We start from the raw sequence: 14200 nt of genomic DNA on the forward strand, positions 1-14200 counted from the left end.
GCCCCGTTCGAGCCGAAGTACGCGCGCCCGAGCCCTGGTTGGCCGTCCGGGACCCAGCCGGCCGTCCGGGGCCGGGCGTGCGAAGGCCGTGCCCGGCGGACTCAGAAGAGCTTGATGTCCGCCAGCACCGCGAGATGGTCAGAGCCGTCGAGGTCGACGAACTGCGCTTCGACCGCCGTCAGCGGATCGCTGACCAGGATGTGGTCGATCTGCGCGCCCATCGGCCGCAGCGGCGTGTGATCGGGCCACGTCGGCGTGCGGGACTGCCCCGTGAGGCGCGCGGAGTCGTTCAGCCCCGTACGGAGCACGGCACGGAAAGCGGCGTGGTCCTGCGACGAGTTGAAGTCTCCCGCGACGATCGTCGGGGTGCCGCCGCGTGAGGCGCCGTAAGAGCGGAGCGCGCCCAGTTCCGCGCGCCAACTGCTCAGTGCGTCCGGCTTGGGCGGCATCGGGTGCGCCACCTGCACCCGTACGCTGGTCCCGGCGATGTCGGCGACGGCGTTCGGCATGGCCAGACGCCCCGGCAGGGCGCCCTGCCGCTTCAGCGGGAACGTGCTCAGCAGCGCCGAACCGCTCGCCCCGTCGCCCTCGATGATGTGCCGGTAGGGATACGACTCGCTCATCCGCACGTCGCGCAGCGCCCGCACGCACCGGCTGTCGCACTCCTGCACCGAGACGATCTGCGGGCGCTCCCGGCGCAGCGTCTTCAGCAGCGACTCGGTCGCGTCGCCGTAGCGGAGATTCGCCGTCAGCACACGGAAGCGTGCCTTGCCGGTGCGCTCTGCCGCGCCCGCCGGAGCGTCCGGACCCTGGGGCAGGGTGTATCCGACGGTCGCGGCCAGCACGGCGATCGCCCAGAGCGCCACCAGCCCGCGCCGGGTCAGCACGGCGTAGAGCAGGGCCAGCCACCCCGGCACGAGGAACCAGGGGAGAAAGGCGAGGAGTTGAGCGATGGGGGTGGGTCCGTCGTCGTCCATGCCGCGGAAGGTGAGCGGCACGCTCAGCACGATCAGCACCAGCCACACGAACCAGGACAGGGGACCGCGGCGCGTCCGCCGCGGTGCCTGTTCGCGCCGTACACGCTCATAGCGGGGGCGGACGGGCCGAGGAGCGGGCTGGAGCGGATGCCCCGTCACCGTGCCGCGGCCGCCGCCCCGCCTGATGCGATGGTTCCGGTCCCCCGTCAACACATTCCTGATGGTGCCTTATCGCACGCGTCTTCGGGCGCGCGTCCTCCTGATCTTTTCTTCGTCCGCGCACTTCCCGACGAGACCTGCCGTACGTGGTCGCGCGACCGTCAAGAAGTCCCCTCACAGGCTTCGCAAGAGCGGGTGAGCTTGCCCCCTTTTCGCTTGGTGAGGGGCGTTCCGTGCGATGAGTTCCAGGCCAGGCGGGTGTCTGTCTCCGTACAGGCCCCGCACACGGTGCGCACGGGCGAGGCAGGAGCGAGGGATACGGGAGGACCGCCGTGAAGTTCATGATCATGCTTCAGGGGACGCAGACCGACTACGACGCCATGGAGGGAAGCGCCTCGAAGGAGGCACCCGTGTGGAGGCAGGACGAGCTGCAAGCGATGTTCCGCTTCATGCAGAAGCTCAACGAGGACCTCGCCGCCTCCGGTGAGTTCCTGGAGGGCCAGGGCCTGACCGCCCCGTCGCAGGCGCGCCTCGTCACGGCCGACGACAACGGCAGACCCGTCGTCTCCCACGACGGCTACGGGGAAGGCCGGGAAGTCCTCGCCGGATACTGGCTCCTGGAGTGCGAGAGCATCGAACGGGCGACGGAGATCGCGGCACGCGTGCATCAGTGCCCCGTACCGGAGGGCACCTCCTCGCACCCCGTGATCGTGCGCCCCGTACAGGAGGAGCCGCCCGTCGCTTAGCGGACGCGGCAGGCGGGGCGGCGACCTCGGCGGCGAAGGCTCAGCCCGGAGAGGCCGGTGACGAGTCCGTCGCGGTGGCCGTCGGCAGGCACGAGGCGACGCGGTCGGCGGTGGCCCGTGCACGCGGACCGGTGGTGACGACCGCCGCCACCAGTACGGCCACACCGCACCCGGTGAATATCCACCACGCCGTGGTGTGCGAACCGGCCGCCACCGCCGCCCCGATGACGGCCACGCCCAGGGCCGAACCGATCTGACGGCTCGTCGAGGCGATGCTCGCGGCCAGCCCGGAACGTGCGCGCGGCATCCCGGACACGGCGGCGTCGGTGATGGGCGCGTTCACCAGTCCGAAGCCGATGCCGAACAGGACGTAGGAGGTCAGCAGCGGCACCTCGCTCCGCTCGGCGTCGAACAGCGCGAACAGCACGCCGCTCGCCGTCATGAACACCCCCGCCAGCAGCAGTGGCAGCCGTGCGCCCCGCACCGCCACGAGATGCCCGGAGAGCGGAGCGAACACGGCCGTCATCGCCGCCATCGGCAGCAGATGCAGCCCGGCCTGGAAGGCGGAGAGCCCGCGATCGTTCTGAAGATGCAGAGTGCTGAGGAAGAGGAACCCGGCCAGCGCCGCGAACGCTGTGATCGCGGTGAACGTCGCCCCTGAGAAGGGCAGGGAGCGGAAGAAGCGGAATTCCACGAGGGGTTCGCTGCGGCGGCGCTCATACGCGGGCAGCACGGCGGCTGCGCAGGCGCTCGCAGCGAAGCAGCCCAGGATCAGCGGCGACGTCCAGCCCGCGTTGCGCCCCTCGATGATCGCGAAGGTGAGCGAGCCGAGCACGGCCGTCACCAGTAGCTGACCGCCAGGGTCCAGCCGCCTCGGCTTCGGCGCCCGCGACTCCGGCACGAACAGCGCCGTCAGCACCAGCGCGGCCATGCCGACGGGGATGTTCAGCCAGAAGATGGCCCGCCAGTCGACCGCCGCCACCAGCGCTCCGCCCAGCAGCGGCCCCGCCGCCATGGAGACGCCGACGACGCCTCCCCACACGCCGATGGCCCGCGCCCGCTCCCGCGGCTCCGTGAAGGTGTTGGCGATGATGGCCATGGCCACCGGGTTGAGCATCGAGCCGCCGACCGCCTGTAGCGCACGGAACGCCACCAGCCAGCCCAGCCCCGGCGCGAGCGCGCACAGCAGCGAGCCGCCGGTGAACAGCACCAGCCCCGTCTGGAACACCCGGCGCCTGCCCACCCTGTCCGCCGTCGAACCGGAGAGCATCAGCAGGGAGGCGATGACGAGCGTGTAGGCGTCGAGGGTCCACTGCAACCCCGGTACGGAGGCGTGCAGATCCCGCTGGAGCGAGGGCAGCGCGACGTTGAGAGCCGTGACGTCGAGACTGACGATCAGCAGGCTCATGCAGCAGATGCCCAGCACCAGCAGGCGTCTTGGGGTGCTCGCGCTCGTCGCACCGGAGGAAGCGGAGGCCATCCCTCCAGCATCCACGGCAGTCGTACGAACTACGGCCCGGGGGTGGTGCGTGCGGGCCCGGTGACCCAGGATGATCCGCAGTGTGACCAGCGGCAGGGCCGCCGGGCCGGCGTGCGGACGACCGATCGGCAGGGCGACGACCGGCTTTACGGGCGACCGCGACCGGAGGCGCGCACCGGCAGCACAGCAAGCGGCATCCGAGGAGTGACGATGACGGCGACCGAGCCCACCAGCCCCACCGACGCCTTCCGCGCCGCCCGGGACATCCTGCTGCGGCACCGTACGGACTACGACGCGGCACGCGCCGCCTTCTCCTGGCCACGCCCGGAGCACTTCAACTGGGCGCTCGACTGGTTCGACGCCGTCGCCGAGGACAACGACCGCACGGCGCTGCACATCGTCGAGGAGGACGGCAGCGCCGCACGCCACACCTTCGCCGAGATGCGCGACCGTTCCGCGCGGGTCGCCAACTGGCTGCGCGCACAAGGAGTTTCACCCGGCCACCGGGTCATCGTCATGCTCGGCAACCAGGTCGAACTGTGGGAGACGCTGCTGGCCTGCATGAAGCTGCGTGCGGTCGTCATCCCGGCGACGCCGCTGCTCGGGCCCGCCGACCTCGCCGACCGCATCGACCGCGGTGAGGCGCGGCATGTGGTCGTACGGGCCGGTGACACGGGCAAGTTCGAGACCGTGGAGGGCGACTACACCCGTATCGCCGTGGGCGGCGCGGACGCCCTGCCCGAGGGCTGGCTCTCCTACGAGGACGCCTACGAGACGACCGCGCACTTCGAACCGGACGGCCCGACCCGCGCGGACGACACGCTGCTGCTGTACTTCACCTCCGGTACGACGGCACAGCCCAAGCTCGTCGAGCACACCCATGTCTCGTACCCCGTCGGCCACTTGGCGACGATGTACTGGATCGGACTGCGACCCGGCGACGTGCACCTCAACATCTCCTCGCCGGGATGGGCCAAGCACGCGTGGTCCAACGTCTTCGCACCCTGGAACGCCGAGGCGACGATCTTCATCTACAACTACACGCGTTTCGACGCCGACCGGCTCCTGTCCGAGATCGAGCAGGCGGGAGTCACCAGCTTCTGCGCGCCGCCCACGGTGTGGCGCATGCTGATCCAGGCCGACCTGAGCAAACTCACCGCCGTCCCACGTGAGGTCGTGGCCGCGGGCGAACCCCTCAACCCCGAGGTCATCGAACATGTGCGGCGTGCCTGGGGCAGGACCATCCGCGACGGCTTCGGCCAGACGGAGACGGCCGTGCAGGTCGCCAACTCCCCGGGCCAGCAGCTCAAGCCGGGCTCCATGGGACGGGCGATGCCCGGCTTCGAGGTGACGCTGCTCGACCCGGTGACGGGAGAGGCGGGCGTCGACGAGGGCGAGATCTGCCTCGATCTGTCCACACGTCCCGTCGGCCTGATGACCGGCTACCGAGGGGACGGCGACCGCACGGACGAGGCGATGGCCGGCGGCTACTACCGCACCGGGGACATCGGTTCACGTGACGAGGACGGCTACATCACCTACGTCGGCCGGTCCGACGACGTCTTCAAGGCGAGCGACTACAAGATCTCCCCGTTCGAGCTGGAGAGCGCGCTGCTGGAACACGAGGCCGTGGCCGAGGCGGCGGTCGTGCCCTCGCCGGACGAGCTGCGGCTCGCGGTGCCCAAGGCGTACGTGGTGCTCGCGGAGGGGTGGCAGCCGGGCCCGGAGACGGCCAAGGCGATCTTCGCGCACTCGCGGGAGACGCTGGCGCCGTACAAGAGGGTCCGCGTCATCGAGTTCGCCGAGCTGCCGAAGACGATCTCCGGAAAGATCCGTCGTGTGGAGCTGCGGGCGCACGCGGCGCAGGGGCCGGGGGAGGAGTTCCGCGAGGAGCGGTGAACGGGCGCTGACCGGGCGCTGACCGGGCGCTGACCGGGCGGGGCGGGCGAGCAGGTCCGGCCGCGCGGCGTACCTCGACTCACCCCCGCTGTCCGGCAGTTCGCGGGTTCTGGGTCCCGGTTCGTCGCTGGCGGTACGCAGTCCGTGGTTCGTGGTTCGCAGTCCCGGGGCCCGGCCGCCCGACCGGCCGTCAGCAGACGGAACGGATCAGCTCGTCGGCCGGGTCGTTGACGGCCTGCGGCATGCCCGTCAGGTCGAGCACGAAGAGCGGTACGCAGAGCGAGTCCGCGCGGGTGCGGGCCTCGCGCGAGTAGCCCGCGAGCGAGAAGCAGGCGGTGCCGACCTCCTCGTTGAGCCCGTTCAGCCAGAGCGTCTCGACCTCGCGGAGCGTCGTAGGGGCGGTCGTCGGGTCGACGTGCGCGATGATCCCCGCGCCTCGTACGTCCACTCCGGAGGACGGCCGTTTCTCCGTCACCCGCACCTCGGGGAATCCGAGCCAGCGCAGATACTCCGCCGCCGCGGTACGGGCGTCCTGCGCCGTACGGATCGTCACGGGACGGAACGCGGGGCGCGAGACGGGACGCGGCTTCCCGCGGTCCTTCCGGGCGCCCTGCGACTTGGCCGGGGCGGCGGGAGCCGAGGGGCCCGCGACCCCGGCAGCGCCGGTCGTCGCGGAGGAAGCGGAATCCCCGGGGGCTTCGGCGCCGCCGTCCGATCCCGCGCGGCTGACCGCCTCGGGGCCGCCGCCGCTCGGATCTTTTTCCTGGCCGGGGGCGCCGTCGCCGCCGGACGGTGCGCCGGTCACTGCCGGTCCGTACTGCGGAGGCACGACCGGCATCCGCAGCAATGTGCCGCAGCCGCAGCCGAGTTCGGGCTGCGGCCACTCCTTCGACACTCCGCACGCCGGGCAGCGGACCTGCACCCATGAGCCCGCCCAGGTACGGTGCCTCACCCGCGCCGGGGCGCCGTCGCGCAGCAGCGGCAGCGTGACGGGGGCGCCGCAGTCGCAGGGGTAGACCGGCGGCGTATAGGTGTGCTCGCGGCGGCACTCGGGACAGCGCACGGGCACGCTTTCTGCCATCTCTTCGGCTCCAGCGGCGTCAGCGGGCGGTCAGCGGGACGGGGACAGGGGAAGTCGACGGGCCTGCCCATATCGTCGCCGAAAGGGCGCGGTTTCCGAAGGGGAACGGAAGAGAAAACGGTGCGAAGCGGGACGGCCGGGTGCGCGGCGCCCCTGTGGCAGCCGTGGCCGGCGGGGACGTCCGACGGTCCGCAGGAGCCACAACCGGCGGCGGCTGCACGCCAGTTGAGCCGTCGTGCCCCCTCGGCCGGGCGGGCACAGGACCTGAACGCCGTGTCGCACGGGGTGGTTGCGGATTCGGTGGGCCGCTGCCGCCGCCGTAGTTCGACCTGTTCGTTCATGAAGCCGGTCAAGAGCTTCAGTTGCTGCTTCGTGTACCGCTGCTTCGTGTACGTCGTCGGCCGGGCCTCGGACGCCGCAACGGTAGCGGGGGAAGCGGCGGACTCCGACCGTGCCGACCGCGATCCGCACCAGGGCGGCGAGGGGTCCAGGGTCAACCGCCGAATTCATGCGGGCTGTTGGAGTCCGGGCCGCGCGGGAGGTCGACCGCGGGATCGGGGCGTACGGCTCCGGTGGCCCGGGGGCGTCGGCGTGGCATCCGCACCGCGACGGAGGGCATGGGGCTGCCGACGGCGTCGGGTGAGGGAGGGAGGCGGCACGGCGCACCTACGAGAACGGCGCCAGCGCCCATATCGGGCCCCCCGGGACCGGACGGGCCGTGCCGCCCCCTCGGCGGCACGGCCCGTCGGTCAGGGCGCCCCGTCCGTCACGCCTCCTCGAACTCCCGCACCGCGTCGATGTCCGGCCCGTGCGGCGTGTTCGCCTCACGCTCGATCATGATCTCCACCAGTACGGGACGCGACGTGGCGACGGCTTCCTTCCGCGCCCACTGGATCGCGCCCGCGATCTCGTCCGGCTCCCACACGCGGCGTCCCGAACAGCCGTATGCCTCCATGAGCTTGACGTTGTCGGTGCCGAACTCGTCGTAGTGGATGTCGACTTGGTAGTTCATGCCGTAGCCGATCTCGGCCTGGCGGATCAGGCCCAGATACTCGTTGTTGAGCATGATCAGCACATACGGCACGTTGTACTGGGCGGCGACCGCCAGCTCCTCGACCAGGTACTGGAAGCCGTAGTCGCCGACGATGCCCACGACTTCGGCGTCCGGCCGGCCCATGCCCTCCAGTGCCTTCTTCACGCCGATCGCCGCCGGCACCTCCCAGCCCAGCGGCCCCGCCTGCCCGCACACCTGGTAGTGGCGCGGCAGATACGCCTTCTGATGCTGGCCGCCCCAGATCTGGTAAAGCCCGATCGCGGTGACGAAGTAAGTCTCCTCGTCGAAGGCCTCGTTGATCTCCTTGTACGCACGCGGCGCCTTCACCGGCGTGGAGTCGAAGTCCTCGCGGCGCACCAGCGTCCGCTTCAGCTCCTTGCAGCGCTCCACCCAACTCCCCACCTGCGCACGGGCCTTGCGCTTGCGCGCCTCGGCCAGCAGCGCCGAGAGGAAGAGGCCCGCGTCGGAGACGATGCCGAGGTCGGGTTCGAAGACCTTGCCGATCTGGCCGGGCTCGATGTCGACGTGTACGAAGGTGCGTTCACCTCGGTAGACGCCGATGTCGGCCCCGGTGTGCCGGTCGCCGAAGCGCGCTCCCACCGCGAGCACGAAGTCGGCCTCCAGGAAGGAGGCGTTGGCGTACCGCTGTGACGTCTGGATGCCGGTCGTGCCGAGGTTGAGTTCGTGGTCGTCCTCGATGACGCCCTTGCCCATCAGCGTCACCTGGAAGGGCACCCGCAACTCCTCGACCAGCTCCCGCAGTTCGCGTCCGGCGTCGGCGAGTATCACTCCGCCGCCCGCGAGGATCAGCGGTCGTTCGGCTGCCAGCAGCATGTCCAACGCCCGCTCCACACGCGGAAGATGGGGTTCGACGGCCGGTACGGGCAGCCGCGTGTCGATCTCGGCGTCGTAGGTGATCTCGCCCTTGGCCAGGTCGAGCGGCAGATCGATCAGCACAGGCCCGGGACGGCCCGTACGGGCCACGCGGAACGCCTCACGGAAGACCCACGGGATCTGCGCAGGCTCCTTGATCTGCACCGCCCACTTGGTGACCGGCCTGGCGATGTCCACGATGTCGACGGCCTGGAACGCCTCCTGGTGCAGCTTCGGCGAGACCGCCTGCCCCGTGAGGCACACCATGGGGATGGAGTCGGCCTGTGCGGTGTACAGCCCGGTGACGAGGTTGGTCGCGCCGGGACCCGAAGTGGCGATCGCGACGCCGACCTTGCCGTTGGTGCGGGCCCAGCCGTCGGCCATATGGGCCGCGCCCTCCTCGTGGCGCACCGTCAAGTGCTCGATACGGCCGTCCACTTCCATCGCCTTGTACAGCGGGAGGATCGCGGCGCCGGGGCAGCCGAAGGCGATGTCGACGCCCTCGTCGACCATGATGGCGACGGCGGCGTTCATCGCGGGCATCTTCTTCGGGGCCATGTCTCAGTCCTCCGTCTTCTCGCCGGACAGGCGCCTGACGCCGCGCACCAGCGCCGAGTGGTCGAGGCCGCCGTCGCCCTGCTGACGCAGCGCGCCGACGAGCTGGGCCAGCAGCGCACCGGCGGGCACGGCGGCGCCGACGTCGCGGGCGGCGTCGGTGACGATGCCCATGTCCTTGTGGTGCAGATCGACCTTGAAGCCGGGGCGGAAGTCGCCGGCGAGGATGTTCTGCCTCTTGCGGGCGAGCACGGTGGAGCCCGCGAGGCCGCCGCCCAGCACGTCGAGCGCGGCGGCCAGGTCGACGCCGGACTTCTCCAGGAAGACGACGGCCTCGGCTACGGCCTGGATGTTCACGGCGACGATGAGCTGGTTCGCGGCCTTCACCGTCTGCCCCGAACCGTGCGGTCCGCACAGCACGATCGTCTTGCCGAGCGCCTCGAACACGGGCTTCGCCGCGTCGAAGGTCTCCTGCTCGCCGCCCACCATGATGGACAGCGCGCCCTCCACCGCGCCTGCTTCGCCGCCCGATACGGGGGCGTCGAGCACTTCGACTCCCCTTTCCGCGGCGGCCTTCGCCACCTCGACGGACGTCTGCGGGGTGATGGAGGACATGTCGATGAGCAGGGCGCCGGAACGCACGTTCTCGAGGACGCCGCCGTCGTGCAGCACGACCTGTTCGACCTGAGGCGAGGCCGGGACCATCGTGATGACGACGTCGGTTTCGCGCACCGCCTCGGCGACGGAGGCGGCTCCCTTGCCGCCGTCCTTCACGAAGGCGTCGACCTTGGCGCGCGTGGGGTTGAACGCGGTCACGTCGTAACCGGCCCGCAGGAGGTTGCGCGCCATCGGCGCGCCCATGATGCCGAGGCCGATGAAGGCGACCTTGGTCTTTTCCGGGGTGTAGCTCATGGACTTCTCGCCTTCCGATTTCTTGGCGTACGGGGGTGGGGCGCGGGCCGGGGAGTGCGGCGATCCCGCCACCGGTCTCAAGGACCCGCCCGTGGAGGGGACTTGGACCGCCTCGGTCCGGCTCAGGCTCCGCGCAGTCCGCGCGGCAGCCAGCCGAAGCTCTCGGCGCTCGGCGCTTCGCCGGGCTTGTACTCCAGCCCGATCCGGCCCTCGTATCCGGCCTTGGCGAGGCGCTTCAGCAGGTCGGGGAAGTCGAGTCCGCCGGTGCCGGGAGCCCCGCGGCCGGGGCTGTCGGCGATCTGCACATGGCCGGTGCGGTCCGTGTAGGCGTCGATGACCCGGTGCAGGTCCTCGCCGTTCATGGCGAGGTGGTAGAGGTCCATGAGGAACTTCGTATTGCCCAGCCCCGTCGCCGAGTTGACCTTGTCGACGACCTCGACGGCCTTCGGCGCGCTGACGACCGGGTAGTGCGGCGACTCGACGGCGTTGAGCGCCTCCACGAGCAGCACGGCACCGACGTCGTGCGCGGCACGCGCCGCGAACACCAGGTTCTCCAGAGCGAGTTCGTCCTGCTCGGCGGGTGTGGAGCCCGTGACGCGGTTGCCGTAGAGGGCGTTGAGGGCGGTGCAGCCCGTCGACCGTGCGAAGTCCGCCGCGACGTCGACGTTCCTGCGGAACTTCTCCGACTCCTCACCGGGCAGGGACAGCGCACCGCGGTCAGGGCCGGGGAGCTGCCCGGCGTAGAAGTTGAGGCCGGTCAGCCGCGTTCCCGCGTCGGTCAACGCCCGCCGCAGCGCGTCCAGTTCGGCCTTCTCGGGTACGGGTGCGTCCACCCACGGCCACCACAGTTCGACGGCGTCGAAGCCCGCCGCGGCTGCCGCCGCGGGACGCTCCAGCAGCGGCAGTTCGGTGAAGAGGATCGACAGGTTGACGGTGTAGCGGTGATCGGTGCCGCCGATGCCGGCGAGTTCACTCAGGGGCGCCACGGCGATCGCTTCCCTTCGGGTCCGTGTGTTCGCGTCCGTGTGTTCAAGGTGCGGTCCGCTTGGAACCGGTGCACGGTTCCATGATGCCGTCCGCTGGGCGTTAGTTTCGTATCGTGGAAGCAGCTTTCTACTTTATGGAAGACTGCTCTTGTCCTCCCGGGTCTGTCAAGGGGATCGCCCTCGTGAACCGCTGGATGGCCGCCGCGGACGCCGTTCGCGTAGGTTGACGACGTGCGATTGCGAGTTGAGTTCACGACCGAGCCGTTCGATCTGGACGAGGCCCCGCAGCATGCGCTGGTGGCCCGTGAGGTCGTGCAGGGCGCGCCGCTGGACTCCGTGGACGTCGGACCGTTCGGCAATACGGCGGAGGGTCCCGCGGAGGTGGTGCTCCGAACCGTCCAGACCCTGCTCCACGACTCGCTGGACGCGGGCGCGACCCGGATCTCGCTCCAGCTCAACGTCCTGCCGGAGGGCGACGCGGCCGGGGACGACGACGCGGACGCGGAGAGGGGTACGGGGCCCGAGACGGGCTCCGTTGGCCCCGACGCGGACACCGCCGGAGGCGGCGCATGAGCGGCACCGGCGCGAACGGCGCACGAGGCGGAGACGGCGCGGACGCCGACGGCAGCGCCTTCGCCGACGCGGTGAAGCCCCTCGTGGACGCCATGGGCGGCGAGATGGTCACGCCGGAGGAGGCGCAGGGCGACGACGTGGTGCTCGCATGGGAGGGCCGTGACGTCGTGGCCGTACGCCTGCCCCACCTCTCCGAATCGCTCGACCACATCCTGGCCGAGCTGGAACGCCGCCACGGGATGCCGCTGGCCGAACTGGACCGCAAGACGAAGCAGTCGGTCGTGCGCATCCTGGAGACGCGGGGCGCCTTCTCCGTCCGGCACGGCGTGGAGACGGTCGCCGGCGCACTCGGCGTCAGCCGCTTCACGGTCTACAACTACATCAACGCCCAGGAGGAGAAGCGGGCGAAGAAGCGCCGCGGGGAAGGCTGACGCGTCGCGTCCCGACTGCGGACGCAGTCCGGGAACCTGCCGGTGAGCCACTCGACCGTCAGAGGTCGAGGACGAGCCGGGCGTCTTGGAGCGCCCGACGCAGATCATCATCGTTCTGCCCCGGGCGCGCTCCCGTTCGTCGAGGATTCGAGTCGCGGTGATCCGGCGTGGTCCCTTCGAGGACCCGGGTCTCACAGGTGCCGCAGAAGCCCTCAGGAGGACTGATGCGTGAGACGAACTCGCTGACCGTGCTCGACGGGGACGGGACCGTCTACGTCGCCCGCGTCCAAGGCTCCCGCATGCTCACCGTCTCCATCGCGGTCGGCACCCTGTCGTACGCGGTGCCGCCAGCCGCTGCGGGCCGCCCGTAGGGCCGCCCGCCCGCGGCCTCGCCGCATCCGCAGCCGCGTGGGCGGGCACGAGCCGTGGCACCGGAATTTCAACAAAGTGTTGACGTCATCTGTCGGCGCCGCTTAGCTGTTCCCAGCCCGAACACTCTTCGGAGGCACATGTGACGCCTTCCCAGCCGCCCCCGGCGACAGTTGCGGCCTGGCTCAACTCGGCCCCTGAGCACGACGTCCGCGCCGCGCTCCTCGACGTATGCGCGTCCCGTGAGTGGGCCGGTGCACTGCTCGCACGCCGCCCGTACGCGGACCTGGCCGGACTGCTCGCCGCGAGCGACGAGGCCATGGCGGAGCTGACCGCCGGGGACCTCGCCGAGGCCATGTCGGGGCATCCGCCCATCGGCCGGCCCCGTCCCGGCGACCCTTCGTCGGCACGCGAGCAGCGCGGCATGGCCGGAGCCTCCGACAGCCTCAAGGAGGAGATGCTGGAGCTGAATCTGGCGTACCAGGAGCGGTTCGGACACGTCTTCCTGATCTGTGCGACGGGTCTCAGCGGGGAGCAGATGCGCGACGCGGCCCGGGAGCGCATCGCCAACTCCCCGGACGAGGAACGGGAGATCGTCCGCACCGAACTGACGAAGATCAACCGGATCCGGCTGAAGGCACTGGCGGACAAGGAGACCGAACGAGCATGAGCAGCGCACCCCCCGGCACGGCGACGGAAGCGGACGCCGCCGCGGCGACGGTGTCGACCCACATCCTCGACACCAGCGCCGGCCGCCCCGCGGCGGGCGTCGCCGTCGAACTGTCCGTACGTACGGGCCGCGAAGCGCAGTGGTCCGCCCACGGCACATCGGTGACGGACGCCGACGGACGCTGCAAGGACCTGCCCGCACTGCCGCCGGGCGCCGCGCACGCCAGGCTCACCTTCGCCGTCGAGCCGTATCTGAAAGCGAACAGCCCGCGTGCGGCCGCACGTAGGCAGCCGCGGACGACACGCACGAAGCGGAGGAGCAGGACGGCTTCTTCCCGGAGGTGGCCGTGGTCTTCGCGGTCGCCGGGGGCGAGCACTATCACGTGCCGCTGCTGCTGAACCCGTTCGGCTACTCCGTATACCGAGGGAGCTGACATCCATGACGGTGCCGACCACGATTCTCGGCCAGAACCAGTACGGCAAGGCGGAGAACCGCGTAGTCAAGATCACCCGGGACGGGGCGACCCACCACATCAAGGACCTCAACGTCTCCGTCGCCCTCAGCGGCGATCTGGACGAGGTCCACTACTCCGGCTCCAACGCGAACGTCCTCCCCACCGACACCACCAAGAACACCGTCTTCGCCTTCGCCAAGGAGCAAGGCGTCGAATCCGCCGAGGAGTTCGGCATCGCGCTCGCCCGCCACTTCGTGGACGCCACCGAGCCGATCCGCACCGCGCGCATCCGCATCGAGGAGTACGAGTGGGAGCGCATCGACCTCGACGGGGGCGCCGCACCGCACTCCTTCGTACGCCGCGGCCAGGAGATCCGTACGGCGCAGATCCGCTACGACGGCACGGACGTCCAAGTCCTCAGCGGACTCAAGGGACTTACGGTCCTCAACTCCACCGACTCGGAGTTCTGGGGCTACATCAAGGACAGGTACACCACGCTCAAAGAGGACTACGACCGCATACTCGCCACCGAGGTCGGCGCGGTGTGGCGGCACGGCCCGGCGGGCTCGCCCGGCGCGGAGTCCGGCTCCGGCTCCGGCTCGACGGACACGGACTGGAACGCCTCGTACGGCGCCGTGAAGCAGCAGATGCTGCGTACCTTCGCCGAGACCTACTCACTCTCGCTCCAGCAGACGCTGTACCAGATGGGTTCCCAAGTGCTCGGCCACCGGCCCGAGTTGGAGGAGATCCGCTTCTCCATGCCCAACAAGCACCACTTCAAGGCCGACTTGGCGCCCTTCGGCATCGCGAACGAGGCCGCCGACGGCGCCGTCTACATCGCCGCCGACCGTCCCTACGGCCTCATCGAGGCCACGGTGCTGCGCGAGGGCGCGGAGGCGCTGATACCCCCGGACATGACCAACCTGTGACCGGCGCCCGTAGCCGGCGGGACCGGCCGGGCCCGAACTCCCGGCCTCACAC

12 protein-coding genes and 3 pseudogenes are annotated in these 14200 nt (G+C 70.6%); 8 read left to right on the forward strand and 7 right to left on the reverse strand.

Annotated features, from left to right (window positions below):
• Positions 1-101: 101 nt before the first annotated feature.
• Positions 102-1190, reverse strand: a complete 1089-nt coding sequence (locus MMA15_RS23790) for an endonuclease/exonuclease/phosphatase family protein (protein ID WP_372498294.1) — start codon at positions 1188-1190, stop codon at positions 102-104.
• A 287-nt stretch (positions 1191-1477) separates the two neighbouring features.
• Here MMA15_RS23790 and MMA15_RS23795 point away from each other — a divergent pair, with 287 nt between their 5' ends.
• Positions 1478-1882: a YciI family protein gene (locus MMA15_RS23795; protein ID WP_277401360.1), complete on the forward strand. Its 405-nt coding sequence runs from the start codon at positions 1478-1480 to the stop codon at positions 1880-1882.
• A gap of 40 nt (positions 1883-1922) precedes the next feature.
• On the opposite strand, the gene MMA15_RS23800 is transcribed toward MMA15_RS23795, so the two are convergent.
• Positions 1923-3362, reverse strand: coding sequence for an MFS transporter (locus tag MMA15_RS23800; RefSeq protein ID WP_241062178.1), 1440 nt, complete (start codon positions 3360-3362; stop codon positions 1923-1925).
• A 210-nt stretch (positions 3363-3572) separates the two neighbouring features.
• Here MMA15_RS23800 and MMA15_RS23805 point away from each other — a divergent pair, with 210 nt between their 5' ends.
• A complete protein-coding gene (locus MMA15_RS23805) occupies positions 3573-5261 on the forward strand; it encodes an AMP-binding protein (RefSeq protein WP_241062180.1) in 1689 nt (562 codons plus the stop codon).
• 190 nt (positions 5262-5451) lie between these two features.
• On the opposite strand, the gene MMA15_RS23810 is transcribed toward MMA15_RS23805, so the two are convergent.
• The 4 genes from MMA15_RS23810 to MMA15_RS23825 all read right to left on the reverse strand — a co-directional run bounded on the left by MMA15_RS23810 (position 5452) and on the right by MMA15_RS23825 (position 10695).
• Positions 5452-6342 carry a hypothetical protein gene (locus tag MMA15_RS23810; RefSeq protein ID WP_241062182.1) on the reverse strand — a complete coding sequence of 297 codons (891 nt, stop codon included), beginning with the start codon at positions 6340-6342 and terminating at the stop codon, positions 5452-5454.
• 766 nt (positions 6343-7108) lie between these two features.
• Positions 7109-8827 carry a glyoxylate carboligase gene (gene gcl / locus MMA15_RS23815; protein WP_241062183.1) on the reverse strand — a complete coding sequence of 573 codons (1719 nt, stop codon included), beginning with the start codon at positions 8825-8827 and terminating at the stop codon, positions 7109-7111.
• Between the two features lie 3 nt (positions 8828-8830).
• Positions 8831-9736 carry a 2-hydroxy-3-oxopropionate reductase gene (locus MMA15_RS23820; protein WP_241062184.1) on the reverse strand — a complete coding sequence of 302 codons (906 nt, stop codon included), beginning with the start codon at positions 9734-9736 and terminating at the stop codon, positions 8831-8833.
• A gap of 122 nt (positions 9737-9858) precedes the next feature.
• A complete protein-coding gene (locus MMA15_RS23825) occupies positions 9859-10695 on the reverse strand; it encodes a TIM barrel protein (protein WP_241063420.1) in 837 nt (278 codons plus the stop codon).
• 258 nt (positions 10696-10953) lie between these two features.
• Between MMA15_RS23825 and MMA15_RS23830 the strand changes: the two are divergent.
• Positions 10954-11199, forward strand: a pseudogene (locus tag MMA15_RS23830) (hypothetical protein); the annotation flags it as partial.
• A gap of 188 nt (positions 11200-11387) precedes the next feature.
• Positions 11388-11726 carry a helix-turn-helix domain-containing protein gene (locus MMA15_RS23835; protein ID WP_241063421.1) on the forward strand — a complete coding sequence of 113 codons (339 nt, stop codon included), beginning with the start codon at positions 11388-11390 and terminating at the stop codon, positions 11724-11726.
• 58 nt (positions 11727-11784) lie between these two features.
• Here the strand turns inward: MMA15_RS23835 and MMA15_RS23840 are convergent.
• Positions 11785-11940: pseudogene (locus MMA15_RS23840) on the reverse strand (2Fe-2S iron-sulfur cluster-binding protein); the annotation flags it as partial.
• A gap of 10 nt (positions 11941-11950) precedes the next feature.
• Between MMA15_RS23840 and MMA15_RS23845 the strand changes: the two are divergent.
• The 4 genes and pseudogenes from MMA15_RS23845 to pucL all read left to right on the forward strand — a co-directional run bounded on the left by MMA15_RS23845 (position 11951) and on the right by pucL (position 14148).
• Entirely contained in the window at positions 11951-12097 is a 147-nt protein-coding gene (locus MMA15_RS23845; RefSeq protein ID WP_241062190.1) for a hypothetical protein, read from the forward strand.
• Positions 12098-12237: 140 nt separating this feature from the next.
• Positions 12238-12765, forward strand: a complete 528-nt coding sequence (uraD, locus tag MMA15_RS23850; RefSeq protein ID WP_241062192.1) for a 2-oxo-4-hydroxy-4-carboxy-5-ureidoimidazoline decarboxylase — start codon at positions 12238-12240, stop codon at positions 12763-12765.
• Positions 12762-13198 (forward strand): annotated as a pseudogene (gene uraH, locus MMA15_RS23855) (hydroxyisourate hydrolase). Before uraD ends, uraH begins: the two are co-directional and overlap by 4 nt.
• Positions 13199-13203: 5 nt before the next feature.
• Entirely contained in the window at positions 13204-14148 is a 945-nt protein-coding gene (pucL, locus tag MMA15_RS23860; protein ID WP_241062193.1) for a factor-independent urate hydroxylase, read from the forward strand.
• Positions 14149-14200: the final 52 nt, after the last annotated feature.

This window comes from Streptomyces marispadix (assembly GCF_022524345.1).
GTDB lineage: Bacteria > Actinomycetota > Actinomycetes > Streptomycetales > Streptomycetaceae > Streptomyces > Streptomyces marispadix.